This is a genomic window from Pantoea leporis, from assembly GCF_028048155.1.
GTDB classification, from domain to species: Bacteria; Pseudomonadota; Gammaproteobacteria; order Enterobacterales; family Enterobacteriaceae; genus Pantoea; species Pantoea leporis.
Map to the genome: position 1 here is coordinate 753,059 of NZ_JALMEU010000001.1, position 25,866 is coordinate 778,924.

At 53.6% G+C, this 25,866-nt stretch carries 29 protein-coding genes; 18 read left to right on the plus strand and 11 right to left on the minus strand.

The genetic code is table 11. The annotated features are described in order from the left end of the window. Positions 1-50: 50 nt before the first annotated feature. The 4 genes from MWH02_RS03515 to MWH02_RS03530 are packed head-to-tail and all read right to left on the minus strand — an operon-like array spanning position 51 to position 4,239. Positions 51-1,157, minus strand: a complete 1,107-nt coding sequence (locus tag MWH02_RS03515; RefSeq protein WP_101760787.1) for an ABC transporter permease — start codon at positions 1,155-1,157, stop codon at positions 51-53. A gap of 1 nt (position 1,158) precedes the next feature. After that, positions 1,159-2,673, minus strand: a complete 1,515-nt coding sequence (locus MWH02_RS03520) for a sugar ABC transporter ATP-binding protein (protein WP_110865954.1) — start codon at positions 2,671-2,673, stop codon at positions 1,159-1,161. Then, positions 2,673-3,284, minus strand: a complete 612-nt coding sequence (locus MWH02_RS03525; RefSeq protein WP_271459902.1) for a DUF2291 family protein — start codon at positions 3,282-3,284, stop codon at positions 2,673-2,675. The genes MWH02_RS03520 and MWH02_RS03525 overlap by 1 nt, the downstream gene beginning before the upstream one ends. Before the next feature lie 13 nt (positions 3,285-3,297). Continuing rightward, positions 3,298-4,239: a D-ribose ABC transporter substrate-binding protein gene (locus MWH02_RS03530; protein ID WP_110865953.1), complete on the minus strand. Its 942-nt coding sequence runs from the start codon at positions 4,237-4,239 to the stop codon at positions 3,298-3,300. 183 nt (positions 4,240-4,422) lie between these two features. On the opposite strand from MWH02_RS03530, the gene MWH02_RS03535 reads away from it, so the two are divergent. Further along, a complete protein-coding gene (locus MWH02_RS03535; RefSeq protein WP_110865952.1) occupies positions 4,423-5,367 on the plus strand; it encodes a sugar-binding transcriptional regulator in 945 nt (314 codons plus the stop codon). A 52-nt stretch (positions 5,368-5,419) separates the two neighbouring features. On the opposite strand, the gene emtA is transcribed toward MWH02_RS03535, so the two are convergent. Next, positions 5,420-6,049 carry a membrane-bound lytic murein transglycosylase EmtA gene (emtA, locus tag MWH02_RS03540; RefSeq protein WP_101760791.1) on the minus strand — a complete coding sequence of 210 codons (630 nt, stop codon included), beginning with the start codon at positions 6,047-6,049 and terminating at the stop codon, positions 5,420-5,422. A gap of 163 nt (positions 6,050-6,212) precedes the next feature. Between emtA and ldcA the strand changes: the two genes are divergently transcribed. After that, positions 6,213-7,136: a muramoyltetrapeptide carboxypeptidase gene (gene ldcA, locus MWH02_RS03545; protein ID WP_271459903.1), complete on the plus strand. Its 924-nt coding sequence runs from the start codon at positions 6,213-6,215 to the stop codon at positions 7,134-7,136. Between the two features lie 23 nt (positions 7,137-7,159). Next, positions 7,160-7,834 (plus strand): MBL fold metallo-hydrolase, encoded by a 675-nt coding sequence (locus MWH02_RS03550; RefSeq protein WP_101760794.1) that lies wholly within the window; start codon positions 7,160-7,162, stop codon positions 7,832-7,834. Between the two features lies 1 nt (position 7,835). On the opposite strand, the gene MWH02_RS03555 is transcribed toward MWH02_RS03550, so the two are convergent. Together MWH02_RS03555 and MWH02_RS03560 are read right to left on the minus strand one after the other, a co-directional pair. After that, positions 7,836-8,219, minus strand: a complete 384-nt coding sequence (locus MWH02_RS03555) for a hypothetical protein (protein WP_101760796.1) — start codon at positions 8,217-8,219, stop codon at positions 7,836-7,838. A 129-nt stretch (positions 8,220-8,348) separates the two neighbouring features. Beyond that, positions 8,349-8,528, minus strand: a complete 180-nt coding sequence (locus MWH02_RS03560; protein WP_008108187.1) for a hypothetical protein — start codon at positions 8,526-8,528, stop codon at positions 8,349-8,351. Between the two features lie 199 nt (positions 8,529-8,727). On the opposite strand from MWH02_RS03560, the gene MWH02_RS03565 reads away from it, so the two are divergent. From MWH02_RS03565 to MWH02_RS03575, 3 genes are all read left to right on the plus strand, one after another. Next, entirely contained in the window at positions 8,728-9,057 is a 330-nt protein-coding gene (locus MWH02_RS03565; protein ID WP_271459904.1) for a hypothetical protein, read from the plus strand. 61 nt (positions 9,058-9,118) lie between these two features. Beyond that, positions 9,119-9,670: a hypothetical protein gene (locus MWH02_RS03570; RefSeq protein WP_271460176.1), complete on the plus strand. Its 552-nt coding sequence runs from the start codon at positions 9,119-9,121 to the stop codon at positions 9,668-9,670. Positions 9,671-9,820: 150 nt separating this feature from the next. Further along, entirely contained in the window at positions 9,821-10,069 is a 249-nt protein-coding gene (locus MWH02_RS03575) for a DUF883 family protein (RefSeq protein ID WP_101760797.1), read from the plus strand. Between the two features lie 31 nt (positions 10,070-10,100). Here the strand turns inward: MWH02_RS03575 and MWH02_RS03580 are convergent, their stop codons facing one another. Together MWH02_RS03580 and MWH02_RS03585 are read right to left on the minus strand one after the other, a co-directional pair. Next, complete coding sequence (locus tag MWH02_RS03580; RefSeq protein ID WP_137385582.1) at positions 10,101-10,295, minus strand: hypothetical protein; 195 nt, start codon at positions 10,293-10,295, stop codon at positions 10,101-10,103. A 101-nt stretch (positions 10,296-10,396) separates the two neighbouring features. Then, positions 10,397-10,594 (minus strand): DUF6404 family protein, encoded by a 198-nt coding sequence (locus MWH02_RS03585; RefSeq protein WP_007891509.1) that lies wholly within the window; start codon positions 10,592-10,594, stop codon positions 10,397-10,399. A 204-nt stretch (positions 10,595-10,798) separates the two neighbouring features. Between MWH02_RS03585 and MWH02_RS03590 the strand changes: the two genes are divergently transcribed. From MWH02_RS03590 to MWH02_RS03605, 4 genes are all read left to right on the plus strand, one after another. Continuing rightward, a complete protein-coding gene (locus MWH02_RS03590) occupies positions 10,799-12,055 on the plus strand; it encodes a mechanosensitive ion channel family protein (protein ID WP_101760799.1) in 1,257 nt (418 codons plus the stop codon). A 176-nt stretch (positions 12,056-12,231) separates the two neighbouring features. Then, the gene (locus MWH02_RS03595) at positions 12,232-12,591 is read left to right on the plus strand and encodes a GtrA family protein (RefSeq protein ID WP_271459905.1); all 360 of its coding nucleotides are present in this window, start codon (positions 12,232-12,234) and stop codon (positions 12,589-12,591) included. Continuing rightward, positions 12,588-13,514 (plus strand): glycosyltransferase family 2 protein, encoded by a 927-nt coding sequence (locus MWH02_RS03600; RefSeq protein ID WP_192413623.1) that lies wholly within the window; start codon positions 12,588-12,590, stop codon positions 13,512-13,514. The genes MWH02_RS03595 and MWH02_RS03600 overlap by 4 nt, the downstream gene beginning before the upstream one ends. Continuing rightward, positions 13,495-14,907: a glucosyltransferase domain-containing protein gene (locus MWH02_RS03605; protein ID WP_271459906.1), complete on the plus strand. Its 1,413-nt coding sequence runs from the start codon at positions 13,495-13,497 to the stop codon at positions 14,905-14,907. Before MWH02_RS03600 ends, MWH02_RS03605 begins: the two co-directional genes overlap by 20 nt. Before the next feature lie 76 nt (positions 14,908-14,983). Here the strand turns inward: MWH02_RS03605 and icd are convergent, their stop codons facing one another. Beyond that, complete coding sequence (icd, locus tag MWH02_RS03610; protein ID WP_064740914.1) at positions 14,984-16,234, minus strand: NADP-dependent isocitrate dehydrogenase; 1,251 nt, start codon at positions 16,232-16,234, stop codon at positions 14,984-14,986. A 131-nt stretch (positions 16,235-16,365) separates the two neighbouring features. Here icd and rluE point away from each other — a divergent pair, with 131 nt between their 5' ends. The 8 genes from rluE (at position 16,366) to MWH02_RS03650 (ending at position 24,170) form a co-directional block, all read left to right on the plus strand. Continuing rightward, positions 16,366-17,004 (plus strand): 23S rRNA pseudouridine(2457) synthase RluE, encoded by a 639-nt coding sequence (gene rluE / locus MWH02_RS03615; protein ID WP_439652353.1) that lies wholly within the window; start codon positions 16,366-16,368, stop codon positions 17,002-17,004. Between the two features lie 30 nt (positions 17,005-17,034). Next, positions 17,035-17,508, plus strand: a complete 474-nt coding sequence (locus tag MWH02_RS03620) for an NUDIX domain-containing protein (RefSeq protein ID WP_101760804.1) — start codon at positions 17,035-17,037, stop codon at positions 17,506-17,508. Between the two features lie 42 nt (positions 17,509-17,550). Next, entirely contained in the window at positions 17,551-18,663 is a 1,113-nt protein-coding gene (gene mnmA, locus MWH02_RS03625) for a tRNA 2-thiouridine(34) synthase MnmA (RefSeq protein WP_271459907.1), read from the plus strand. 36 nt (positions 18,664-18,699) lie between these two features. After that, the gene (hflD, locus tag MWH02_RS03630; protein WP_271459908.1) at positions 18,700-19,341 is read left to right on the plus strand and encodes a high frequency lysogenization protein HflD; all 642 of its coding nucleotides are present in this window, start codon (positions 18,700-18,702) and stop codon (positions 19,339-19,341) included. A 44-nt stretch (positions 19,342-19,385) separates the two neighbouring features. Next, entirely contained in the window at positions 19,386-20,756 is a 1,371-nt protein-coding gene (purB, locus tag MWH02_RS03635; RefSeq protein ID WP_271459909.1) for an adenylosuccinate lyase, read from the plus strand. 102 nt (positions 20,757-20,858) lie between these two features. After that, positions 20,859-21,527 (plus strand): two-component system response regulator PhoP, encoded by a 669-nt coding sequence (phoP, locus tag MWH02_RS03640; protein ID WP_101760808.1) that lies wholly within the window; start codon positions 20,859-20,861, stop codon positions 21,525-21,527. A gap of 3 nt (positions 21,528-21,530) precedes the next feature. Beyond that, positions 21,531-22,991, plus strand: a complete 1,461-nt coding sequence (gene phoQ / locus MWH02_RS03645; RefSeq protein WP_101760810.1) for a two-component system sensor histidine kinase PhoQ — start codon at positions 21,531-21,533, stop codon at positions 22,989-22,991. Between the two features lie 57 nt (positions 22,992-23,048). After that, the gene (locus tag MWH02_RS03650; protein WP_101760811.1) at positions 23,049-24,170 is read left to right on the plus strand and encodes a ribosomal protein uL16 3-hydroxylase; all 1,122 of its coding nucleotides are present in this window, start codon (positions 23,049-23,051) and stop codon (positions 24,168-24,170) included. A 231-nt stretch (positions 24,171-24,401) separates the two neighbouring features. Here the strand turns inward: MWH02_RS03650 and pepT are convergent, their stop codons facing one another. After that, positions 24,402-25,631, minus strand: a complete 1,230-nt coding sequence (pepT, locus tag MWH02_RS03655; RefSeq protein ID WP_271459910.1) for a peptidase T — start codon at positions 25,629-25,631, stop codon at positions 24,402-24,404. Positions 25,632-25,866: the final 235 nt, after the last annotated feature.

Here is a 25,866-nt window from a genome sequence, read left to right on the forward strand (position 1 = left end):
TCGTGATGAAGAAAAAAAGGTGCAGACAATCAGCGCCTGCACCCAACCGATTAACTTTTTGCCGGGCTACCGCCCTCCTCAATCAGCGCTTTCTGCGCCACCACCGCCGCTTTCTGCTGCATGCGGCTCTGCATTTGGTCGATGATCACCGCCACGATAATCACGATGCCTTTGATCACCATTTGCCAGAACTCGCTCACACCCATCATGATCAAACCGTCGGCGAGGAAGCCGATCACAAAGGCACCAATCAGCGTGCCAAGAATGGTGCCGCGTCCACCCGCCAGCGAGGTACCGCCCAGCACCACTGCGGCAATCGCGTTCATTTCAAAGGAGGTTCCGTTCGCCGGATGGCTGGCCACCAGCTGCGACGAGACCACGATGCCAGCAATTGCCGCGCAGAAACCGGAGATGGCATAGACCCAGATTTTCACCGACTTCACTTTCACGCCCGAGAGTTCAGCGGCGCGTTCGTTATCGCCAATCGCGTAAACCTGACGGCCAAACGGCAGGCGGCGCGCCACGTAGGCAATCACCAGCGCCAGCAGCACCATCATCCAGATGGCCCACGGCAAGCCAAGGAAATAGCCGGCGCCAATCTTGTCGAATCCGGTATTCCCCAGCATTTCATTGCCCTGCAAACCGGGGAAGGTTTCGCCGCCCGAGGTGAGCATCGCCGTGCCGCGCAGGATGTACATGGTGCCGAGCGTGCAGATGAACGGAGCCACGTTATAGCGGGTAATGATCCAGCCATTGACCGCGCCAATCAGCCCGCCAATCAGCAATACAATCGGCACGATTAGCCACACGCTGGGGAAGATAGCGATGCCAAACATCGGCAACACGATGCCTTTGGTAATCAGCCAGCCGGCGATCATGCCGCACAGGCCGAGCGTGGCGCCGATAGAGAGATCGATGCCCGCCGTGATAATGACAAACGTGATGCCGAGCGCGAGGAAGGCGTTAATGGCGATGTGTTTCACCATGATCACCATGCTGCCCACCGCGAGGAAATCGGGCACCGTGATAGCGAAGAAGCCGACAATCAGAAACAGCGCAATAAAGGTGCGCAGTTTCAGCAGCAGCAAAATCAGGCTTTCGCGAGAGTTGAATGCTTTGACAGGCGATGCGAGCGCGAGCGCGCCATTGTTTTTCATATCAGAACCCTTGTGCGCTTGCTTTAACCAGCGCCGCCTCTTCCGCTTCAGCGCGCGGCAGGTCAGCAGTCAATTTGCCGCCGGACATCACAATGATGCGATCGGCTACGGCCATGATCTCTTTCAAATCCGAGGTGGAGAACACCACCGCAATGCCCTGCTCCGACAGCTTCACCATCATGCGGAACACTTCGCCTTTGGCACCGACGTCGATACCACGGCTCGGTTCATCCAGCAGCAGCAAGCGCGGATTGGTCAGCAGCGATCGGCCAATCACCACCTTTTGCTGATTGCCGCCGCTCAGTGCGCTAATGGCGACATCCGGCGAGGAGATTTTGATTGCCAGATTGCCGACGGTGCTGGTCACCACTTCGCGTTCCGCCTGCTCTGAAATCACGGTGCGATGCGACAGACGCCGCCACAGGCTGGCGATGGTGAGATTACTCGCCACCGATGAGATGGGAAAAATGCCCGAGCGTTTGCGATCCTCCGGCACCAGACTCATGCCCATACGAATGCGTTCAGCGGTCGGCAGACGCGTCGGCAGCGGTTTGCTGTCGAGCCACAGCTTGCCGAGATAGTTACGCTGAGTGCCAAGCAAACACTCAAACAGTTCGGTGCGCCCCGCGCCCATCAACCCGTAAATGCCGACGATCTCTCCGGAACGCACCTGAAAACTGACATCATCCACCAGCGTGTTGCCGTTCGGGCTGACGCAGGTGATGTGTTCGGCTTCCAGCACCGGCGCACCGAACTGGCGATCCGGCGGCAGGAAAGTGCCGACCGGTTCACTGCCCAGCATTTCGCGCACGATCCACGGCACGTCGATATCGCTGACCTGCGCTTCGGCCTGAAAACGCCCGTCGCGCAGAATGGTGATCACATCACCAATCGCCATCAGCTCCTCGAGCCGATGCGAGATATAGATGATGGAGACGCCCTGACGCGTCAGTTCGCGGATCACCCGAAACAGGATCTCCACTTCAGTTTTGCTCAGCGCCGAGGTCGGTTCGTCGAGGATCAAAATGTCAGCGTCCTCCGCCAGCGCTTTGGCGATCTCCACTAATTGCTGCTGGCCAACCTTCAGGCTGCCGACCTTCTCATCCGGTGAAATTGGCTGATCGAGGCGCTGCATCAGCGCGGCGGTGCGGCGTTTCTGCTCGGCTTCATTGATGGGCCGAATGCCGCTTTGGATTTCCCGGCCAAGGAAAATGTTCTCCGCTACGCTGAGGTTCTCAAACAGGTTGAGCTCCTGATGCACCATGCCGATGCCGTGACGCGCGGCGTCTCGCGTGCTGTGAAACGCCACTTTGTTACCGTTCAGGAACATCTCACCGCTGGTCGGTTGCTGCACGCCGGCGAGAATCTTCATCAGCGTCGATTTTCCCGCGCCGTTTTCGCCGATGATGACGTTGACTTTGCCGCGCCACACGCGGTAATCCACGCGATCCAGCGCTAAGGTGCCAGGGAATAGCATCGACATCTGATTAGCTTGCAGAATGATCTCGTCGCTCATTATGGATTCCCCTGCTGCAGCCGCACCGCCACCACATCTTCCACTGTGCCCGCGCCTATGCTGACGGCCAGCAGCGCCTGCGCCGGTTTGCCCACCCAGCTGGCATCCACCGCGGGCAGCTGTTTCACCGCGTGGCGATTGAGTGCTTTGGTGAGCTGCGCGTACTGCACCTGATTAGTAAACTCTTCAAAGCGGAAACCGGCTGCATCGCGAATCGCGTTGCCGCGCAGCACCGGACCAATCAACACTTTCACCGGCTTGCCGTTGATGGTCATGGTGAGGCTGCGTTCCCGCTCGTTGCTGTTATCAAACGCCGTCACCGTGCCCGCAGCGCGCACAAACACGCTTTCGCTGCCGCCCGCTTTGACGGTGTGGCTTTTGGTTTCCATATCCGCCCAGCTCAGCGCCTGCTTCTCAGCTGGCTGCTGCACGCGGCTGGCCCAGCTTGACTCCGCAATCTGCTGCGGCGTTTGATCGCTGTAACCCGGTTTGGCGTTGGGATCTTTCGGCATGATGGGTTTGCCGTTGGCATCGAGATCCACCACGGTGCAGGCGGCTAACATCAGCGTCAGCAGCGCCACCAGCATGCTGCTCAGCGCTTTCCCCTTCATGCCGGCCTCCATCTTATTGCGCCAGCTTGAAGGTTTTCAGCTTCGCGGCATTGCTGTCGTCAATCAGCACGCAATCCATCAGCTGTTTCTCTTCTTTCTGCGCTTTGCCGTTTTTCAGGTAGTAATCCACCTGCTCGACGGCCATTTGCGCCTGATCCCAGCCCGGCTGCAGCACGGTGGCTTTGATGTTGCCTTTATTGAGGATGGAGTCGCGGGTGTAATCGCTGCCGTCGAAGCCGACCACGATCACATTGGTTTTGCCCGCCGCTTTCAGCGCCGCTTCCGCGCCAAGCGCCATGGTGTCGTTACCGGAGATCACGCCGACAATGTTGGGGTTCTTCTGCAGGATGGTTTCCATGCGGCTGAAGGCTTCGGTCTGGCTCCAGTTGGCACTCTGCTGCGCCACCATCTTCAGATCGGGATAATCATCCAGCACATCGTGATATCCCTGCGAACGTACACCCGCATTGGTATCTGACTCTTTGCCCAGCAGCTCGACATAATCCCCTTTGCCGTTCAGCAGTTTGGCGAACTTCTCGGCGCCGAGCTGTGCGCCCTGATAGTTGTTGGAGACGATTTGCGCCACGGCGATGCCGGTTTTATTGATTTCGCGGTCAATCAGGAAGGTAGGAATGCCGGCATCTTTGGCTTTTTGCACCGGGCCAACGGTGGCATCCGCACCGGCGTTATCAAGGATGATGGCTTTGGCTTTGCGCGCGATGGCGGTTTCAATCAGCTGATTTTGTTTATTCACGTCATCATCGTGTGAGGCCACCAGCGTGGTGTAACCGAGGGCTTTGGCTTTCTCCTGCGCGCCGTCGGCTTCGGCCTTAAAGAACGGGTTGTCATGTGATGGCGTAATAATCGCCAGCAACCCCTTATCCGCCGCCAGCGACGCCGCCGAGATCATCATGATTGAAGCAAGTAGAGAGACTTTGAGGACAGAGGCTTTCATTTGTTATCTCCGATTGAATATATATTCAATTGCGATTTTATATGCATAATGACTATGCGCTGGCTTCTTGAGCACGTCCATTGCCCGATCCTCAAAAAGCGAAAACGATCACAAAATGTTCTGCGTTGTTATTTTTGACAGGCTGATTAACAATACCAGGCGGGTTAAGAGAGAGAAAAAACCATGGCAAAACAGGATGAACAGCGGCTGATGGTGAAAATCGCCACGCTTTATTATGTGGAAGGCAGGAAGCAGTCCGACATTGCGCAGCTGTTGAAGCTGTCGCAATCTTTTGTGTCGCGCATCCTTAATCGCAGCGTGAAAGAAGGTGTGGTGAAGATCAGCGTGGTGCCGCCGGCCAATGTGTTCCCTGAGCTGGAAAAAGCCATTGAGCAGCTGTATCAACTGCCGCAGGTGATTGTGGTGGATGTGCCGGATCAGGCTTCCGCATTGCAGATCAAACAGGCGATCGGTTCCGCCGCCGCGCACTATCTGGAAACGCGGGTGCGTGCCGATGAGCTGATTGGCATTTCCTCCTGGAGCGGCACCATTCGCGCCATGGTCGATGCGCTGCATCCGCTCAGCGCGCCGTGCAAAGGCGTCATTCAGCTGCTGGGCGGCGTGGGCGCTAACGGCAATGTGCAGGCCACGATTCTGACGCAGAATCTCGCGGCGCTGCTGGGTTGTCCGGCGTGGCTGCTGCCGTCGCAATCAATCGAACACTCGGTAAAGGATCGCCAGCGTTTATCGGTTAATCCCGATGTCGCGGTGGTACTGGAAAAGTTTGATCAGGTGGACCTGGCGATTGTCGGCATCGGCGATCTCGAGCCGTCCGCCCTGCTGCGTAATTCCGGCAACTATTACGACGGTGAGATGCTGCAAACGCTGGCCGAACGTGGCGCGGTGGGCGATATCTGCCTGCACTATTTCGACGCCGACGGTCAACCGGTGCTGAGCGCAGAGGAAGATCCGGTAATTGGTATGGAGTTGGCGCAGGTAAAACGCTGTCCGCAGGTGGTGGCGTTAGCGGGCGGCAAAGAGAAAGCGCAGGCGATTCGCGGGGCGTTGCGCGGCGGTTATGTGCAGGTGTTGATTGTGGATTATCCGACGGCGCGATTGTTGGTGTAGCGGCGCAATTCATTGCGTCATAAATCGCGCCGCAACAGATAGGTGTACAGCATCAACCGATGGTACGGTAGGCGGTGGTGACTTTCCATAAATAACGCGGGGCCTGCGCCGCCGGATGCTTATTCTGTACGTGCTGGTAAAACTCGTCCGGCGTCATGGAATTGATCATCGCAATAGCACGCTCGCGGTCACGCGAGAAAGTACGCAGCAAGGCACCGGCACCGTTGGCGTAGGAGACAATGGTGGCGTAACGCAGGGTCAGCGGATCGCGAATTCCGGCTAAGGCGGAATCCTGCAGAATTTTCAGGTAGGCCGCGCCAATATCGATGTTCTTCGCCGGATCGCGCAGCTCGGACGAGGATGGCTGACCATGACGGCCCTGGGTGCGATAGACTTCGCGGCCCGCGGTCGAGGCCTTAATTTGCATCAGACCAACCGCATTGGAACGGCTCACCACGGTGGGATTGCCTCCGGATTCGACACTAATAATGGCGCTGATTAACTTCTCATCAACGCCATAATGACTGGCGGCATCTTCGGTAAACATTGACCATGCATCATTCACCTTCGACGGCGGTGCCTGAGTTAACGGCGTATTCTTCTCGGGCAGTGCCGGTTTTTCCGGCTCGCTGGAACAGCCAGCAAGCAGCAGTGCAGAAAGCATAAGTAGGCGAATTTTCACTGATTTTTGGTTCCGCAATAGGGTTGGCGCAAGCTATCATACCTGGCGCAGCGCGATGCAAAATTACCGTTTATCCTAAATCGGTAAAAAACCTTATGCTACCGTGACTTCGATAACGCATTTCGTCATCATCAGCAGGCCACTCTACAGCAGGATGGAAGTTATGGTTACTCCCCGCACGCTACGTCTCATCGCCCCTTCCGGTTATTGCCACAATCAGGACGCCGCCCAGCGCGCGGTGAGTCGTTTACAGGCTGCTGGCCATCATCTTGACAATCTATCGGCGATCACCCGCCGCTTTCAACGCTTTGCCGGCGATGATGCGCAGCGGCTAAATGATATCAATGCGCTGGCCACGCTAGAGGCGCTGCCCGATATCGTGCTGGCGGTGCGTGGCGGCTACGGCACTTCACGTTTGCTGGATAAGATCGATTACGTTGGCCTGCAACGTCGATTGCTCAATCAACCGGTGGCGCTGTGCGGCCATAGCGATTTCACCGCGCTACAACTGGCGTTACTGGCACAAATCGGGCTGATCACCTTTAGCGGGCCGATGTTGGCCGGTAACTTCGGCGCCGAGGCATTATCTGATTTTACCGAATCGCACTTTTGGCAAACGCTGACATCACCTACAGTCAATCTAAGCTGGCGCAGCACCAGCCCGGATCACGGCCGCTGGCAAGGCACTTTATGGGGCGGCAATTTAGCGATGATTTGCTCGCTGATTGGTACGCCGTGGATGCCGCAAATTGAAGGCGGGATTCTGGTGATCGAAGATGTGAACGAACATCCGTTCCGTATCGAGCGCATGCTGATTCAGCTGCAGCAGAGTGGCATTTTGTCGCGCCAGCAAGCGATTATTACCGGCAGCTTTACCAGCACATCGCTGTCGGCGTATGACAACGGTTTTGATTTTGCCACCGTATGGCAGCGCATTCGTGACGAGTTTCAGATTCCCGTGATTAGCGATCTGGCTTTTGGACACGATGCAGATACCGTGACGCTGCCGCTGGGCGCTAGCGCCACGTTGCAGATTGAGAATGGAGAAGCACAGTTCGCCTTCACCGGCCACCCGACATTGCGCTAACGTGTTGCCGCAGGAGACCGACAATGAAGCCACTGTACGACGATTTGTGGATCTCCACGCCAGAATTCCCCGCCGAAGAGACGGCGAGTGACTTAATGATGCATGGCTTTATGCTGTGCCACCCACGCGGCAATTTATTGATTGGCCGCGTGGAGCATCCGCTCGATCATGAGTTCCTTAACGATGCCGGCGGCGTCATTCGCCACTATTTGACTCACTGGCACGAAGCCGCGCCGGGGGCGATCGCCATTCAGCAGCGCTTTAATAGCGCGCTCTATTGCCACAGTCGTTCGCTCGGGCCGGTCAGTTTGGTGATTGAGCCCGACGAAACCTTTACACAGCAAGAGACGCACTTCGGCGATTTTCACCTGCTGCCGACGCCCGGACACACGCCCGGCAGCAGCAGCTATCTCTATCACTCGCCGCTCGGCCACACTTATCTGTTTGTCGGCGATACGCTGACCCGCGATTACAACCGCTGGATCAGCGTGCTGATGCCTGAAAGCAATCCCACCGAACTGCAGCAGTCGCTGGAGTTGTATCGCTCGTTACGCCCGGATGTCGTGCTGATGAGCACCACGCGCGGACATCTTTCGTGGGCTAAGGTGAATTTGCAGAGCTGGCTGGCAGCCATTGATGAGGCGGAACAGTCGCCGCTGGATTTGCGCCAGCGGCAACTCATCAAACCGGGCTATTAACTCACGAGTTTGGACGCGCGCTGTCGTCGTAGCGTTCTAGCGATAGAATCTGCGCATCGCGCTTATCGGTGCGGCTGCAGGGCAACAACTTGTTGCTGTTGGCGTAGACGAAGAAAGTTTCATCGTTCTTTTTGTTCACGATTAACTGATCGCCATTACGAAAACGGGTGATGGCAACTTTGTCACCCCCTTTCAGGCTGGTGCGCTGCTGCCCGGCAGCAATCTGGAAGTGGCGCGTTGGCCACATTAACGTACTCAAACCATACTCGGCACGCGATACCGTCATAGTCGGACGGCCGGGACAGGTGATTTGGTATTCGGTTTCGCTCCAGGCGGGCGCTATCTGACATGCCAGCACGCCAACGGCCATGACTAGTGCCTTCATTGGGTTCTCCGCTGAGGTTAAATGATGATTTCGTGGCGTGATTGGCCTTGCTGCTGCATTCCATAAACTTCATCCAACAACAGCAAAGCCTGGTACATCAAGCGCAATGAGATTCTGCGGGAGCAGGCACTATTCAGCGGCCACTTGCGCCGCGACCAACATCAATGCCAGTCCGGCTTCTTCGGCTTCAAAACGCTGCATCACTTCCTGAATGGCCGCTACGCAGTTCATTACCTGCTTCTTTTTGTCGGCTTCTAATTTGTCGATCGCGTGCTGAAGAATCATTAAACTCGCTTCTTCTTCTTTCATTAATTTACCCTTGTTTTGCTTACCTGGTGCGCAACGCTGGCAAGAATACCGTTTCTCTGCTAGTAAAGTCACCCCTTTACATTCCTTCCGCTTAACGATTATACAAATGACAAATGGGAAGCAGCGTCAGACCTGCTATGATCCACTTATCAGTACGCATAGGCGTGCCATGGCAAACCAGGGAATGAAGCAGGTGCTCATGTGGCGAATCACGGTTGTACTCACCCTTTTAATGTTAGCTGGCTGCAGTTCCGCACCGAAAGGTGTCGACTGTCCGGGCGAAGTGTCGACGATTTATGGACAATCGATGGGCAACACGCAGGCGCGCATCTTTGATTTGGTGAGCGCCTTCGCCGTATCGCGCGATGGCGTGAAGGTGCAAAGCGGTACGCTGCACTCCACCGATCGCTTTCAGTACGTGCCATCGGCCATCACCGCAGAGGGCTTCTACGCGCAACGCGTGTCTGATAAACAGTTCCGCCTGATCAATCCTTATCAGAACACCATGATTACCTGGACGTGCCCATAAGCCGTGCGTCGCAGCGTGAGATGGTTTATTGTCTGCCCATCGCACGCGGCGGACCTGCATGATGGAAAAGAGTCTGGATAACAACGGCTATATCGATTTCCCCTTTCCGGCCAGCACCAATGCGGATGGCTCGGTGAATCCCTGTGGATTTGACCTCACGCTGGAAACCGATCGTATTGATGAGATCACCGCCGGTAAACACTCCGAAAATATGCGGCGCCTGCTGGAAGAAGTGAATCTGCAGGATGGCTTATTTATGACGCTGGCCTGCGACTGGCAGCAACGTGACGATGGCGTGTGCGGATTTATCGATGTGGCATTTCGTCCGACGGTGGCAGGCTTCAATACGGAAGAGACGCAAAGCCTCGATCAGGCGTTTGAAATCTACCTCAGCCGTCAGGAGAAGCAGCACAACATGCAGAATGGCACGCTAATCAACTACGCGCGTGCGGTGCTTGATTGGAGCTGGTCTCCCCTGCAGCAGCGCCACATGCGCTACGAAAAAGTGACCTTACGCTATTACTGCCAGCAGGCCGACGATGCCGAATGGTGTTTTGACCACCTGCGTCACTTTCTGGTGAGCTGGTATCCGGCTTATCGCGGTCAGCGCTAACTTCAGGTTTTCGCTTTCCCACTCCGCTGGCATGCGCAGAATTTTTGCGTACTGCAAACTGCTGTTACAACCTTTACCGCTGCGTCATTTGCTGCCTGTAGTTTCTCTGACTACGCTTTACAGGACATTCACCACGATCAGGGAGTCATTATGAGCGACAAAGCGGAAGCAAAATTGAATGAAGCGGCGGGTGCCGTCCAGGAAAAATTTGGTCAATTCACCGGTTCACGCCGTCATGAAGCCAAAGGCGCGGCGCGTCGTTATCCGGCTCAGGCCAGCTATGCGGTTCAGGATGCAGCGGATTGTGTGGTGAAATCGGTACGCGATAACCCCGCGACCGGCCTGGCAGTTGCAGCCAGCATTGGTGTGATTGTTGGTTTTCTGCTCGGACGTAAGTAATCCGTTAAAACGGGGCCTCAAGGCCCCGATTTTAATGGTGCTGACCCACTTCATATATTCCTTCTTTGATATGTTCATCCGGCGTTTCAGCCACATCTGCGGTGCTGTTTTCCATCTTCAAATGACGATCGTGCTGCAGGGTTAACGTTATTAAGCTTGAAGGCTGTGCGCAAGCGACCACAGACAGCAGCAGAAAAAACCACGCAGCGACAACTTTCTTTCCCATCGTTCTTTTTCCAGCAAGCTGAGATATGTTGGCTCAGATTGCCCGAGTAAATGAAAATGAGCGTCAATTTGCCGCAAAGCTCTGTAGTCAGTTGTGTACAACTACACCTGCGCGCGCCGTGCTTTGTATCGCGCAACCATGGTCATCAGCGCCTGGTAAATTAATCCCGCATACAAGCTCATCACGATCACCATGCCGATCTCTTTGCCCTGCGCCTGCCACGAAACAAACCACATAAAGATGCCCCACAACAGCGAAAACAGCAGCCAGCCTTTAACGAACTTGATTACACCTTGCATACCACCTCCTGAATCGTAAGCGCTGAAGATAACGGTTTAGTCTTTAATGCACACTGCCATCAGCATGTAAATGTTAACTGTTTCAAAGTTCTGCGAAAGGGAATGTAAACCCATGATGGTGTAGACTAATGCGCACGCGTCGCATATCGCTATCGGCGCGATTATGTTTGAATTCCCGCCAACACTGTCCGGCATGTGGTTGAAATGAATTATTTAAGCAAGATACAAAGTTTTATTGAGGGTAACACGGTGCTGTCGGCCGCTTTCAGCCTGGTGTTATTGATGTTTGCCGGCATGATCGCCCATCTGATCTGTAAATTCTTTATCGTTAAAGTGGTCAGAAAGGTGTTCTTCAGCACGCACAAAAATCAGGTGCCGCTGGATAAGGACGTCAGGCTTTCGGAGAAGCTCTCTAACTTTATCCCGGTGATCACGGTCTATTATCTGCTGCAGTTTATGCCAGATTTACCCGAGCATCTGTTGATCGCAATTAAGACCATCTGCGGCATTCTGTTCTTCGTCTATTTATCGCTGTTCTTTACCGAAGTGCTGGAGATCGTTAATAACTCCTATTCGAAAAAAGCCAAGCGCAAAAATCACTCGATCAAGGGTTATATCCAGGTCGGCAAGATTCTGGTGCACATTATTTCGGCGATTATGATTCTGGCGATTATGTCGAATAAATCGCCGGTGATTATTATCTCCAGTTTGGGTGCCGTAGCGGCGGTATTGATGTTGGTGTTCCAGCATACGCTGATGTCGCTGGTGGCCAATATTCAGGTGTCATCGAACGATGTGCTGCAACTCGGCGACTGGATTGAGATGCCGGATAACGGCATCAGCGGCGAAGTGATCGATATCGCGCTGCATACCATCACCATTCGCAACTGGGACAATACGCTGTCGCGTATCCCCACCAAAAACTTCCTCACCGAAACCTACACCAACTGGCAGGCGATGTTCTCCTCCGGCGCGCGCCGCATTATGCGCAGTTTCCATCTTGATCAGATGTCGATACGCTTTCTCGATCACGAGATGGTGCAGCAGATGAGCCAAATCCGCGGCGTCAGTGAGCAACTTTCAGCACTGATGGATGGCCGCGATAGCAATGCGGTGGGCGAACGCTGGTTTGCAGAAAACGGCATAACCAATCTGACGGTGTTTCGTAAATACCTGACGGCGTGGCTGTCGCAGCGCGACGATATCAAAAAGGATATGTATATCGTGGTACGCGCCATGAAGCCTTCGCCCGAGGGCTTGCCGGTGGAGGTTTATTGCTTCACCTCGTCAGTATTGTGGGTAGATTACGAGGATTCTCAGTCGGCCATTTTTGAGTATATCTATGCAATTGTCGGTCACTTCTCGCTGCGGATGTATCAGCAACCGGGCGGCAGCGATTTCTGGCGGCTGTCGCAGGAGCGTGCCCAAATCACCAAAACCAATGAGCAGCAAGTCGATTAATGCATTAAAAAAACGGAAGCGATTAACTTCCGTTTTTTTCTGACGATGAGTGAATAGCCTGCGCTTATGACATACCGGTAAGGACGCTGATTTTTCAACTTTATTTATTGTACCCCTGCATGTAAAATTCGCATCTATTTTGCAAATAATGATGTCGTCATGGCTAATATTTCACTATGTTGAAATTATTCTCACGTTTTTTATCAGTTGGCATCATTAACACCCTGATTCATTGGATGGTGTTTGCAGCCCTGTATTCTCTTAATACCCGCCAATGGCTGGCTAATCTGTTGGCTTTCATTGTCGCGGTAACTTTTTCATTTTTTGCCAATGCACGCTGGACGTTTAAAGCCGAAGCGACAACTTTTCGCTATGTCATCTTCGTGGCCTTTATGGGCATGATGGCCACAGGCATCGGCAGTTTCGCCGATCATACGCATATTAATCCGATTATTACGCTTATTTCATTTTCTATAATAAGCCTGGTATTCGGCTTCATCTATTCAAACTTTATTGTTTTTAAGGTGAAAAAGTGAAAATTTCTCTGGTCGTTCCCGTCTTCAATGAAGAAGATGCAATCCCGATATTCTATCGTACCGTCAAAGAAAAACTCTCTTCTTACCCTCTCGAAATTGTCTTCATTAATGATGGCAGTACCGATAGAACAGAGCAGATTATTAAGTCGCTGCGGGATGATGACGAATCTGTATTAGTCATTAATTTTATTCGTAACTTTGGTAAAGAAACCGCGCTGCTTGCCGGACTTGAACATGCTACCGGTGATGCAGTCATTCCGGTTGACGTTGATTTACAGGATCCCATCGAGGTGATTCCCTTGCTCATAAGCAAATGGCAAGAGGGATGGCCCATTGTGCTGGCAAAACGCAATGACCGAAGTAGCGATAGTCATTTTAAGCGTAAAACGGCTGCATGGTTTTATAAACTGCATAATAAGATCAGCTCACCAAAGCTAGAAGAAAACGTTGGAGACTTTCGTTTACTTTCTCGCGCTACTGTCGAAAACATAAAGCAATTGCAGGAACGCAATCTATTTATGAAAGGCATCCTGAGTTGGGTGGAGGGTGATGCTGCCATCGTGGAATATAGCCGTTCAGCGCGCGTTGCGGGAGAGGCAAAGTTTAACGGATGGCGACTTTGGAATTTAGCGCTTGAAGGGCTGACCAGTTTCTCAACCTTTCCGCTCAGAGTGTGGACCTATATTGGTTTTTTTGTCGCATTCCTGTCGTTCGTTTATGGCGCGTGGATGATCATTGATAAAATAATATGGGGTAACCCGGTAGCAGGTTATCCATCACTACTGGTATCAATACTGTTTTTGGGTGGAATTCAATTAATTGGAATAGGTGTGCTAGGTGAATATATTGGCAGGATATATATTGAAACCAAGCATAGACCTCGATATATTAAAAAGGAAGCAGATGACAAACATAGCTTGTAATAACTTTAAAGTTTATCTTTTTTTAGCTGCGGCATTATTGGTTTGCTATAGCCCTGTCTTTCTTTCAAGCTATGCCTTTTCGGATGATTGGTACTATCTGTTCAGCGCCCAAACTGATCCTGCCAGCATTTTCAAGTGGGACGTCCTCTCTGGAAGGCCGGCCTATGGCGCTTTGCGCTATGGTTTCTCTTTCCTGATATCCAGCGTGAACTCTTTGATACTGATAAGAGTGCTATCCGTTGTCTCTCTCATATTACTAAGCTGTTACTTTTACAAATTTATCTCTGAGAGAGGTATCCTTAAAAATCCACTGCAGAGAGTTATATTCTCTTTAGTGATCTGTTTACTGCCCTCTTTTCAGGTATTCAACGCCTGGTCAGTATGTTTTCCTTTTGTGACGTCTATTCTTCTTGCTGGATGGAGTTACTCAGCATTAACCCGATTGCGTGGTATTAAGGGAATAACGGTGTCAGCCTTGCTGATTACGCTCTCTTTCGCTATTTACCAGCCCACGGCCATGTGTTTTCTTTTTTTTGCGTTTATGGACACTTGCCTGACTCCACGTAAAGTCGCTAAAAAAGAACTCATTCGTACATTGTTAATGATTTTCTTTGGCATGCTGATGGCATTAATATTAGCCAAAGTCATTCCGCTCCTGTTATTCGGCGAGACACTTTCAAGAAGTAACATTACCCTTGATCTCTTGGGAAAAATAAAATGGTTCTTTGTAGAGCCATTAAAAAATGCCATCTGTAATTTTGACACTGGTAGAAAAGCACTATCAGTTATCATCTCTCTGTTATTCATCTTTATTGGGCTGAAAAAAATTAGCGGGAACGGCAAGGAGAAAGTGATTTTATCTTTACTGTTCGCTGTTGCAGCAGTGACACCAAACTTATTGGTGACAGAGAGTTGGGCGGCTTACCGAACAATCAGTGCGCTCTCGCTGATTACCACGTCTTGCTTCCTTATCGGGCTATTCGTGGTGATCGATAAGACAAAATACTCACGATTCCTTTATCTATTGCTACCTGTCGCTGCCGGATGGCTTGCAGCCAGCAATATTAAAGAGGGTTTTTCTTCACCTCAGCAAAAAGAGTATGCACTTTTAAAAGCCGAAATAACTAAAATGGTCGCAAAAGATTTCGATGGCGCCCTTTACTACCGCTTAAATAGTGAGAACTTGCCAAAAATTGCAAAATCATCGAAATATGATGAGTTTGGTTCTTTATCTTTAGGCATGTCGTGGACGTTTGCCGGTATGGCATTCACCGTAAAAAAAGAAGCGGGTATGAATTACACTCTAACCAAATCGCCAGTGATCACCGGCAATGAGAGCTGCACAGGAAAATGCATGATTATCGATGCTCAGTCGGTGCTGGCAAGGCAATAAACCGAGATTATCCGCGAACTTTAGACAAAAAAAGGGAGCCATTGGCTCCCGTTATGCTTTCTGCCTGAGTGGCAAATTACATGTTGCTGATGATCGCGTCACCAAACTCTGAACATTTCAGCAGTTTAGCGCCTTCCATCAGACGTTCGAAATCGTAGGTCACGGTTTTGTTAGCGATTGCGCCTTCAACACCTTTAACGATTAAGTCAGCCGCTTCGAACCACTCCAGATGACGCAGCATCATTTCAGCTGACAGGATCACTGAACCTGGGTTCACTTTATCCTGACCTGCATACTTCGGTGCTGTACCGTGTGTCGCTTCGAACAGGGCACATTCGTCACCGATGTTGGCGCCTGGTGCAATACCGATACCGCCAACCTGTGCCGCCAGGGCATCAGAGATGTAGTCACCGTTCAGGTTCATACAGGCGATCACGTCGTATTCCGCCGGACGCAGCAGGATCTGCTGCAGGAAGGCGTCGGCGATCACGTCTTTAACGATGATCTCTTTACCGGTGTTCGGGTTCTTGAACTTCATCCACGGGCCGCCATCGATCAGCTCGCCGCCGAACTCTTCTTTCACTAACTGGTAACCCCAGTCTTTGAAAGAACCTTCGGTGAACTTCATGATGTTGCCTTTGTGAACCAGGGTCAGAGAATCACGGTCGTTGGTGATGGTGTATTCAACCGCTGCGCGCACCAGACGTTTAGTGCCCTCTTCCGAGCATGGCTTAACGCCGATACCACACTGCTCAGGGAAGCGAATTTTCTTCACGCCCATCTCTTCGCGCAGGAACTTGATCACTTTATCCGCTTCTGGCGTGCCCGCTTTCCACTCGATACCGGCATAGATATCTTCTGAGTTTTCACGGAAGATCACCATGTCGGTCTCTTCTGGACGCTTAACCGGGCTTGGCGTGCCTTTGTAGTAGCGAACCGGACGCAGACAAACGTACAGATCCAGCTCCTGACGCAGCGCAACGTTCAGAGAACGAATACCGCCACCAACTGGAGTAGTCAGCGGGCCTTTGATGGCAACGCGATATTCTTTAATTAAATCGAGGGTTTCCTGCGGCAGCCAGACGTCCTGGCCGTAGAGTTCTACTGATTTTTCGCCGGTATAAATTTCCATCCAGGAAATTTTTCGCTCGCCGTTGTAGGCTTTCTTCACAGCGGCATCAACCACTTTCAACATTACCGGGGAAACATCAACGCCGATACCGTCACCTTCAATGTAAGGAATAATCGGGTTATTCGGAACATTCAGTTTTCCCTGATCCAGGGTGATTTTTTGACCTTCCGCCGGAACAACTACTTTGCTTTCCATCAACCTCTCCTTCGAGCGATTTTTTGTTAATGATTTGTAAGATGCGGGTCAATACTACTTGATTATTTCCGCTACGCCAATCACCGTAGTTTCGCGCTATAATGCGCCGAATGTTTCCGACTGCAAAGCCCATGCGAAAAACTTCTCAACGAATTCACCAGGATAAGCGCGCAAGCGCCCCGGCACGTAAGCCCGTGCGCCGCGATACCCGTCCGAAAGGTCCAAGACGCGTCATACTCTTTAACAAACCATTCGATGTTTTGCCGCAATTCAGTGACGAAGCCGGACGCCGCACGCTGAAGGATTTTGTGCCGGTGAGCGACGTCTACGCCGCTGGCAGACTCGATCGCGACAGCGAAGGATTGATGATTTTGACCAACGATGGCGCGCTGCAGGCCGCGCTGACGCAGCCCGGCAAGCGCACCGGAAAGGTCTATTTTGTGCAGGTGGAAGGTGCGCCGCAGGAATCAGATTTATCCCTGTTACGCAGCGGCGTGACGCTGAACGATGGCCCCACTTTGCCGGCAGGGATTGAGTTAGTGAGCGAGCCAGAGTGGCTATGGCCGCGCCAGCCGCCGATTCGTGAACGCAAAGCGATTCCCACCAGCTGGCTGAAAATCACCTTGTTTGAGGGACGAAATCGCCAGGTGCGCCGCATGACGGCACACATAGGCTTTCCGACATTGCGCCTGATTCGCTTTGCGATGGGCGAACATCAGTTAGGCGATTTGCCCCCGGGTGAATGGCGCGATATCAGTGCAGCCATTTAATAACTTTTAGTTAACAATTTCGGAGGAAGGATGTTTAAACCTCATGTAACGGTGGCCTGTATTGTGCAGGCACAGGGACATTTGCTGGTGGTTGAAGAGCGCGTGCACGGTCGTATTACCTGGAACCAGCCCGCCGGGCATCTTGAGGCCAATGAAACTCTTCTCGAAGCCGCCCAGCGTGAACTGTTTGAAGAGACCGGCATTGAAGCCAAACCTGAATATTTCCTCGGCGTGCAGCAGTGGATTGCGCCGGACGATACACCTTTTGTGCGTTTCCTGTTTGGCCTCGATCTGGCCGAAAAAGTCGATACCTCGCCGCACGATCGCGACATCGACTGCTGCTGGTGGCTGCCGCCAGAGCAGATTCTGACGGCCAATCGCCTGCGTTCGCCGTTAGTGGCAGAGAGCGTGCGACTGTGGCAACAAGGCGAGCGTTATCCGCTGCATCTGGTCGCGCCGTTCCAGTGGCCGTTTCATGAGGGTGCGCGCCCCGCTTCTGCATGATAGAATGCGCCGCCTGTTTTTATCGTAATTTAAGAGTGCGTCATGTCTGACAACAGCCAGAAAAAAGTGATCGTCGGAATGTCCGGCGGCGTCGATTCTTCCGTTTCCGCCTGGTTACTGCAGCAGCAGGGCTACCAGGTTGAAGGCCTGTTCATGAAGAACTGGGAGGAAGACGATGGCGAGGAGTATTGCACCGCCGCCGATGATCTGGCTGACGCACAAGCCGTGTGTGACAAACTCGGCATCAAACTGCACAAAATCAACTTCGCCGCTGAGTACTGGGATAACGTGTTCGAGCACTTCCTGGAAGAGTACAAAGCCGGCCGCACGCCGAATCCTGACATCCTGTGCAACAAAGAGATCAAGTTCAAAGCCTTCCTCGAATTCGCGGCGGATGATCTCGGCGCAGACTTCATCGCCACCGGCCACTACGTGCGCCGTCAGGATGTGGATGGCCAAAGCCGCTTGCTGCGCGGCCTCGATGGCAACAAAGATCAGAGCTATTTCCTCTACACGCTCAGCCACCAGCAGATCGCGCAAAGCCTGTTCCCGGTTGGCGAACTCGATAAGCCGGAAGTGCGCCGCATCGCTGAGCAGCTGGATCTGATCACCGCAAAGAAGAAAGATTCGACCGGCATTTGCTTTATCGGTGAGCGCAAGTTCCGCGACTTCCTTGGTCGTTATCTGCCTGCGCAGCCGGGCGAAATCGAAACCGTTGACGGCGAAATCGTCGGTGAACATCAGGGCTTGATGTACCACACGCTCGGCCAGCGCAAAGGTCTGGGCATCGGCGGCCGTAAAGAGAGCAACGACGATCCCTGGTATGTGGTCGACAAAGATGTGGCGCGCAACCGCCTGATTGTGGCGCAAGGCGGCGAGCATCCGCGCCTGCTGTCCGTGGGGTTGATTGCGCAACAGCTGCACTGGGTTGATCGCCAGCCAATGACCGCGCCGCTGCGCTGCACGGTGAAAACCCGCTATCGCCAGACCGACATTCCGTGTGAAATTATTCCGCACGGCGATGACCGTATTGAAGTCCGTTTTGACGAGCCGGTTGCGGCCGTCACGCCAGGCCAATCCGCCGTGTTCTATCTCGGTGAAGTGTGCCTCGGCGGCGGCATTATCGAACAACGCCTGCCTCTGGCAGAAGCCTAAGGTCGGCGCTGCCCGACGCGATGACAGGAGTTAAGCGTGGCTAAGAACTATTATGAGATTACGCTGGCGCTGGCGGGCGTATGCCAAGCCGCCCATGTGGTGCAACAGCTCGCGCAGCAGGGAAATTGCAATAACGCGGCACTGAATGTGTCGCTGCGCAGCCTGATCGATCTCAATCCCGGTTCGACGCTGGCAGTGTTTGGCAACGACGAAGCCAATTTAAAGGTTGGATTAGAGACCTTGATGGCGGTGCTCAACAGCAGCAATCGTCAGGGTGCCAGCGCTGAACTGACCCGTTATACCTTAAGCATGATGGTGCTGGAGCGTAAGCTGCATGGCAACAAAACCTCGATGAACACGCTGGCACAACGCATCGGCCAGCTTGACCGCCAGCTGGCGCATTACGAGCTGGAATCGGACACCATCATCAGCGCAATGGCCGGCATTTATGTGGATGTGATTAGCCCGCTGGGCCCGCGCATTCAGGTGACCGGTTCACCGCAGGTGCTACAGAATTCACAAGTGCAGAGTAAAGTGCGCGCCGCCCTGCTGGCCGGTATTCGCTCTGCGGTGTTATGGCAGCAGGTTGGCGGTGGCCGTCTGCAGCTGATGTTCTCGCGCCAGCGCTTGCTGAGCGAAGCTAAAACCATTTTATCCCGCCTGGGCCCGGCGTATTAAGCGCCGCCCCGGCATAATTGTTAAACGATTCAGGAGTTGCACTGATGGAATTATCCTCTCTGACCGCCGTTTCACCTGTCGATGGTCGTTACGGCGATAAAGTCAGCCCACTGCGCGCCATTTTCAGCGAGTTCGGTTTGCTGAAATTCCGCGTTGAGGTTGAGGTTCGCTGGTTACAAAAATTGGCCACGACTGTCGAGATCAAGGAAGTTCCTGCATTTGATGCCGACGCAAACGCTTTCCTTGATGCCATTGTCGCCAATTTCAGCGAAGAAGACGCGGCACGCATCAAAACCATCGAGCGCACCACCAACCACGACGTCAAAGCCGTGGAGTATTTCCTGAAAGAGAAAGTGGCCGATGTACCCGCGCTGCATGCGGTGTCTGAATTCATCCACTTCGCCTGTACCTCCGAAGATATCAACAACCTGTCGCATGCGCTGATGCTGGAAACCGCTCGTCGTGATGTGATCGTGCCGTTCTGGACCCAACTGATCGATGCTGTTAAAGGCCTGGCACACGAATATCGTGACATTCCGCTGCTGTCGCGCACCCACGGCCAGCCGGCAACGCCGTCAACCATGGGTAAAGAGATGGCGAACGTGGCGTACCGTCTCGAGCGCCAGTTGCGTCAGCTGAGCAAAATTGACGTGCTGGGTAAAATCAACGGTGCGGTCGGTAACTATAACGCCCACATCTCCGCCTACCCGGAAGTGGATTGGCACCAGCTGAGCGAGCAGTTTGTTACCTCCTTAGGTCTCACCTGGAACCCGTACACCACGCAGATCGAGCCGCACGATTACATCGCTGAACTGTTTGATTGCATCGCGCGCTTCAACACCATTCTGATCGACTTTGATCGTGATATCTGGGGCTACGTGGCGCTCAATCACTTCAAGCAGAAAACCATCGCCGGTGAAATCGGTTCGTCCACCATGCCGCACAAAGTGAACCCGATTGACTTCGAAAACTCCGAAGGCAACCTCGGCCTGGCTAACGCCATGATGCAGCATCTGGCCAGCAAACTGCCGGTGTCACGCTGGCAGCGCGACCTGACCGACTCCACCGTGCTGCGTAACCTTGGCGTGGGCATTGGTTATGCGCTGATCGCTTATCAAGCCACACTGAAAGGCATCTCTAAACTGGAAGTGAACCGCGATCGTCTGCTGGACGAGCTGGAACACAACTGGGAAGTACTGGCTGAGCCGATCCAAACCGTGATGCGTCGTTATGGTATCGAAAAACCGTACGAGAAGCTGAAAGAGCTGACGCGCGGTAAACGCGTTGATGCCGCCGGCATGCAGACCTTTATCGATAGCCTCGAACTACCGGAAGAGGAAAAAGTGCGTCTGAAGCAGATGACGCCAGCCAACTACCTCGGCCGTGCGATTCAGATGGTTGATGATTTGAAGTAATGCGGTGGCCAGGCGCGTTTCGCGCGCCTGGTTGTTCTCTGGTTTAGCTGGCTTTGCGTATACTCTCCTCATCATCACTACGTTCGAAGCTAAGGAAATACTATGCGTGTTCTGGTTGTGGAAGATAATGCGCTGCTACGCCATCACCTCGCCGTGCAATTGCGTGAAATGGGCCATCAGGTCGACGCCGCAGAAGATGCCAAAGAAGCGGATTATTTCCTGCAAGAACATGTCCCCGACATCGCGCTGGTCGATCTCGGTTTGCCCGATGAAGATGGCATGTCGCTGATTCGCCGCTGGCGCACCGATGCGGTACGTCAACCGATTCTGGTCTTAACCGCGCGCGAAGGCTGGCAGGCCAAGGTGGAAGCGCTGGAAGCGGGTGCCGACGACTATGTCACCAAGCCGTTCCACATTGAAGAAGTGGCTGCACGCTTGCAGGCGTTGATGCGTCGCAACAGCGGACACGCGTCGCAAATTATCTCTATGCCGCCGTTCCAGGTCGATCTCTCTCGCCGCGAACTGACGGTGCAAGATGAACCGGTAAAATTGACCGCTTTCGAATACACCATCGTCGAAACCCTGATTCGCAACGCGGGTAAAGTGGTGAGCAAAGATTCGCTGATGCTGCAGCTCTATCCGGATGCCGAACTGCGTGAAAGCCACACCATCGACGTGTTGATGGGCCGTCTGCGTAAAAAAATTCTCTCACTCTATCCAACCGAAGTGATCAACACCGTACGCGGCCAGGGCTATCGCTTTGATCTCTGATTTATGACGTGGTTCCGGCGTTTACGCCCCTTCTCTCTCCGCGCTCGTTTTCTGCTGGCGACCGCGGCGATCGTGTTGTTTTTGTCACTCTCCTACGGCATGGTCGCGGTGGTTGGCTATGTCGTCAGTTTCGATAAAAATACCTATCGCGTGATGCGCGGCGAGAGCAATCTGTTCTTTACGCTGGCGCAGTGGCACGACAATCAGCTCACCATCGGCCAGCCGGAGCGCATGACGCTCAATTTCCCCACGCTGGTCTTTATCTACGATGAACGCGGCAAACTGCTGTGGCAGCAGCGCGATGTGCCCGAAATCCGCAAAAAGATTCATCGTGAATGGCTGCTCAAGCCCGATTTCTACGAAATCGATACCAGCAATCGCACCAGCATGGCGGCGATGGGCAACAACCCGCAGGCGAAAGAGCGGCTGCACGCGCTGGATAGCGACAGCAGTGACACCTTCACCCACTCGGTCGCGGTCAATCGCTACGATGCCACCACCAACTTACCGGCGCTGACCATTGTGGTGGTCGACTCAATTCCGCAAGAGTTGCAGCATTCCGATGTGGTGTGGTCGTGGTTTAGCTATGTGCTGGCGGCCAATCTGCTGCTGGTGATCCCGCTGCTGTGGCTAGCGGCGCACTGGAGTTTGCGGCCGATTGGCGATCTCACTTCGCAGGTGCGCGAGCTGGAAACCGGTCAGCGCGAGAATCTTGATGACAATCCGCCGCAAGAGTTACGCAGTCTGGTGCGCAATCTTAACCTGCTGCTGACCAACGAACGTCAACGCTACACGCGCTATCGCACCACCTTGTCGGATGTCACCCATAGCCTGAAAACCCCGCTGGCAGTGCTGCAAAGTACGCTGCGATCGTTACGCAATGGTAAAGAGTTAACCATTGAACAGGCCGAACCGGTGATGCTGGAGCAGATCAGCCGCATCTCGCAGCAGATTGGTTATTACCTGCATCGCGCCAGCATGCAGGCCGATCACAATCCTCTGCAGCGCGATTTGCATTCGGTTTCGGCGCTGCTCGATAGTCTGTGCTCGGCACTGAATAAAGTCTATCAACGCAAGGGCGTGGCGATCACGTTGGATATCTCGCCGGAGCTGACCTTTATCGGCGATAAGAATGACTTTATGGAAGTGCTTGGCAACGTGCTGGATAACGCCTGCAAATATTGCCTCGAATTTATTGAAGTCACCGCACGACAAACCGACAACACTTTGCATCTGTTTATTGATGATGACGGCCCCGGCATTCCGGAAAGCAAACGCGATCTGATCTTCGTGCGCGGTCAACGTGCCGACACTTTGCGTCCCGGCCAGGGATTAGGTTTAGCCGTGGTGCGCGACATCCTCGAACAGTACGCCGGTCAGGTGATCGCCACCACCAGCCCGCTCGGCGGCGCGCGCATGGAAGTGATTTTCCAGCGCCAGGAAGTCGAGCATCACCGCGAGTAGAAAGGGACGCGGGCTGTTATACTTGCCATCATTCTTTGCAGCAAACGGACTCCTCATATGGACTATCAGCTCGATATCAACTGGCCCGACTTTATTCAGCGCTACTGGCAGAAACGCCCGGTGGTGCTTAAACGTGGATTTAAAAACTTCGTCGATCCTATTTCTCCTGACGAGCTGGCCGGTCTGGCGATGGAAAATGAGGTCGATAGCCGCCTTGTCAGCCATAACGAGGGCAAATGGCAAGTCAGCCACGGCCCGTTTGAAAGCTACGATCATCTCGGTGAGAGCAACTGGTCGCTGCTGGTGCAGGCGGTCAACCATTGGCATGAACCTTCTGCTGCGCTGATGCGCCCGTTCCGTTTTCTGCCCGACTGGCGTGTTGACGACCTGATGATCTCGTTTGCCGTGCCGGGCGGCGGCGTCGGTCCGCATTTCGATCAGTACGATGTGTTTATCATTCAGGGCACTGGCCGCCGTCGCTGGCGCGTGGGTGAAAAAGTGCCGTTGAAACAGCACTGCCCGCATCCGGACCTGCTGCAGGTTGAGCCTTTCGACGCCATCATCGATGAAGAGATGGAGCCCGGCGATATTCTCTATATTCCGCCAGGATTCCCGCACGAAGGCTATTCGCTGGAAAACGCCATCAACTATTCGGTCGGCTTCCGCGCACCGAACGGTCGCGAGCTGATCAGCGGTTTTGCCGATCACATGCTGGCCAACGAATTGGGCAGCTACCGCTACAGCGATCCCGATGTGCCATCGCGTGAATGCCCATCGCAAATTCTGCCGTCAGAACTGGAAGGCATCCGCAAAGTCATGATGGATGTGATTAACCAGCCGGAGCAGTTTAATCAGTGGTTTGGCGAGTTTATTTCTCAGTCGCGTCATGAGCTGGACGTCGCGCCGCCGGAGCCGCCGTATCAACCGGACGAAATTTACGATGCATTGCAGCAAGGCGATGCACTAACGCGGCTCGGCGGCCTGCGCGTATTGACCATTGGCGATGTGGTGTTTGTGAACGGTGAATCGGTCACCAGCAGCCATCCGCATGTGCTGGCGGCATTGGCGCACAATCACGTGCTGACGCTGGAAGATTTCGGCGATGCGCTGGATGACCCTTCACTGCTGGCGCAGCTGGCGGCGTTGGTGAATAGCGGGTATTGGTTCTTCGGCGAGTAAGTTTCAGTCTGTCTCGGGGTTTCTAAAACTCGGTGGGTGCTCGGTAGGTGCTCGGTGTCCCCCTCCTCGGTGGGTGCTCGCTGTCCCCCTCCTCGGTCCTCCCCCATAAATGGGGGAGGAAGATGCTGCAATGTGTGAGTAGGGAGTTGGGAGTTGCATGTGGCAGCGTCTCCTTCCCCCATTTATGGGGGAAGGCTGGGATGGGGGACAACCCGCACTAAGCAAGCACCATCACCCCTTCTTCTGCCCCGCCAGCTCAGCCAAACGCACAATCACATCCACCGACTGCGCCATCACATTGAGTGAGGCGAACTCGTGCTTGCCGTGATAGTTGTAGCCGCCGGTGAACAGGTTCGGGCATGGCAATCCTTTCCACGACAGCGCAGAGCCGTCGGTGCCGCCGCGAATCGGTTTGACGTTCGGTTCGATGCCGCAATCGCGCATCGCCTGCAGCGCCAACTCAATAATGTGCGGATGCGGTTCGACTTTCTCGCGCATGTTGCGATAGCTGTCGCTGATCTCCACTTTCACCGAACATTCGCTTTGCAGCCCTTTGCTGACGCGCTGACCAATCTCTTCCAGCAGCTGTTTACGCTGTTCATAGCTGTCGGCATCAAAATCGCGGATCAAATACATCAGCTCGGCATGTTCAACCGTGCCTTTGATGGTGTGCAGATGGAAGAAGCCTTCATAGCCGTCGGTATACTGCGGCTTCTCTTTGGCTGGCAGTTCCGCGTGGAAGCGCATCGCCAGATCCAGCGCATTGACCATCACATTTTTAGCGCTGCCTGGATGCACGTTGTTGCCGGTGATTTTAACCATCGCGGTAGCGGCATTGAAGTTCTCGAACTCGAACTCGCCGAGATCGCTGCCATCAACGGTATACGCCCAATCGGCGGCAAAGCCTTCGACGTCGAAGTGCGACGCGCCGCGACCAATCTCTTCATCCGGTGTAAAGGCCACGCGAATCGCACCGTGTGGCGTATCCCCTTTTGCCAGACGCGCCATCGCGGTCATAATCTCGGCGATACCGGCTTTATCATCCGCGCCGAGCAGCGTTTTGCCATCGGTGGTGATCAGCGTATGACCGATCAGCTTATGCAGTACCGGGAACATCACCGGTGACAGAATTTCATTACCGTTACCGAGCGCGATATCGCCACCGCGATAGTTTTCAATAATCTGCGGATTGACGTTTTTGGCGGTAAAATCCGGCGAGGTGTCCATATGCGAAATAAAGCCGATTACCGGCGTGGCCCAATCAACGTTAGCCGGTAAGGTGCCCATCACACAGCAGTGATCGCTCAGAGAGACATCAACAAAGCCCAGCGCGATAAGTTCTTCCTGTAATTGACGCGCCAGCGTCCACTGCCCTTCGCTGCTTGGCACCTGTCGTGCCTGAGGTTTTGACTGAGTTTCTACTGCAACATAACTGAGAAAACGCTCAAGTAATTGATCCATCTGTCATCCCTCTAAAGAACCTGCGTCATTATCATGGTGGCCAAATGGCACCATGTTGCGTCAAATCATTATCCTTCAGGTTAGCTCTCTCAACGTGACTTGCGTTGAAAATTCGCTCACTCGCGCCTGACCGACTTATCCGTTACGCATACTCCGGCATTTTTCAGAGTTTTCAAGGTAAATCCGTGGCAAAACATGGCATTGACACATTTTTGCGGTATCATCGCGCCCTTCA

Excerpts from the sequence above, each read along its gene's own strand:
- MWH02_RS03515 (WP_101760787.1), bottom strand. The coding sequence starts at position 1,157 with ATGAAAAACAATGGCGCGCTCGCGCTCGCATCGCCTGTCAAAGCATTC.
- MWH02_RS03520 (WP_110865954.1), bottom strand. The coding sequence starts at position 2,673 with ATGAGCGACGAGATCATTCTGCAAGCTAATCAGATGTCGATGCTATTC.
- MWH02_RS03525 (WP_271459902.1), bottom strand. The coding sequence starts at position 3,284 with ATGAAGGGGAAAGCGCTGAGCAGCATGCTGGTGGCGCTGCTGACGCTG.
- MWH02_RS03530 (WP_110865953.1), bottom strand. The coding sequence starts at position 4,239 with ATGAAAGCCTCTGTCCTCAAAGTCTCTCTACTTGCTTCAATCATGATG.
- MWH02_RS03535 (WP_110865952.1), top strand. The coding sequence starts at position 4,423 with ATGGCAAAACAGGATGAACAGCGGCTGATGGTGAAAATCGCCACGCTT.
- ldcA (WP_271459903.1), top strand. The coding sequence starts at position 6,213 with ATGGTTACTCCCCGCACGCTACGTCTCATCGCCCCTTCCGGTTATTGC.
- MWH02_RS03550 (WP_101760794.1), top strand. The coding sequence starts at position 7,160 with ATGAAGCCACTGTACGACGATTTGTGGATCTCCACGCCAGAATTCCCC.
- MWH02_RS03555 (WP_101760796.1), bottom strand. The coding sequence starts at position 8,219 with ATGAAGGCACTAGTCATGGCCGTTGGCGTGCTGGCATGTCAGATAGCG.
- MWH02_RS03560 (WP_008108187.1), bottom strand. The coding sequence starts at position 8,528 with ATGAAAGAAGAAGAAGCGAGTTTAATGATTCTTCAGCACGCGATCGAC.
- MWH02_RS03565 (WP_271459904.1), top strand. The coding sequence starts at position 8,728 with ATGTGGCGAATCACGGTTGTACTCACCCTTTTAATGTTAGCTGGCTGC.
- MWH02_RS03570 (WP_271460176.1), top strand. The coding sequence starts at position 9,119 with ATGGAAAAGAGTCTGGATAACAACGGCTATATCGATTTCCCCTTTCCG.
- MWH02_RS03575 (WP_101760797.1), top strand. The coding sequence starts at position 9,821 with ATGAGCGACAAAGCGGAAGCAAAATTGAATGAAGCGGCGGGTGCCGTC.
- MWH02_RS03580 (WP_137385582.1), bottom strand. The coding sequence starts at position 10,295 with ATGGGAAAGAAAGTTGTCGCTGCGTGGTTTTTTCTGCTGCTGTCTGTG.
- MWH02_RS03585 (WP_007891509.1), bottom strand. The coding sequence starts at position 10,594 with ATGCAAGGTGTAATCAAGTTCGTTAAAGGCTGGCTGCTGTTTTCGCTG.
- MWH02_RS03590 (WP_101760799.1), top strand. The coding sequence starts at position 10,799 with ATGAATTATTTAAGCAAGATACAAAGTTTTATTGAGGGTAACACGGTG.
- MWH02_RS03595 (WP_271459905.1), top strand. The coding sequence starts at position 12,232 with ATGTTGAAATTATTCTCACGTTTTTTATCAGTTGGCATCATTAACACC.
- MWH02_RS03605 (WP_271459906.1), top strand. The coding sequence starts at position 13,495 with ATGACAAACATAGCTTGTAATAACTTTAAAGTTTATCTTTTTTTAGCT.
- icd (WP_064740914.1), bottom strand. The coding sequence starts at position 16,234 with ATGGAAAGCAAAGTAGTTGTTCCGGCGGAAGGTCAAAAAATCACCCTG.
- rluE (WP_439652353.1), top strand. The coding sequence starts at position 16,366 with ATGCGAAAAACTTCTCAACGAATTCACCAGGATAAGCGCGCAAGCGCC.
- MWH02_RS03620 (WP_101760804.1), top strand. The coding sequence starts at position 17,035 with ATGTTTAAACCTCATGTAACGGTGGCCTGTATTGTGCAGGCACAGGGA.
- mnmA (WP_271459907.1), top strand. The coding sequence starts at position 17,551 with ATGTCTGACAACAGCCAGAAAAAAGTGATCGTCGGAATGTCCGGCGGC.
- purB (WP_271459909.1), top strand. The coding sequence starts at position 19,386 with ATGGAATTATCCTCTCTGACCGCCGTTTCACCTGTCGATGGTCGTTAC.
- phoP (WP_101760808.1), top strand. The coding sequence starts at position 20,859 with ATGCGTGTTCTGGTTGTGGAAGATAATGCGCTGCTACGCCATCACCTC.
- phoQ (WP_101760810.1), top strand. The coding sequence starts at position 21,531 with ATGACGTGGTTCCGGCGTTTACGCCCCTTCTCTCTCCGCGCTCGTTTT.
- MWH02_RS03650 (WP_101760811.1), top strand. The coding sequence starts at position 23,049 with ATGGACTATCAGCTCGATATCAACTGGCCCGACTTTATTCAGCGCTAC.
- pepT (WP_271459910.1), bottom strand. The coding sequence starts at position 25,631 with ATGGATCAATTACTTGAGCGTTTTCTCAGTTATGTTGCAGTAGAAACT.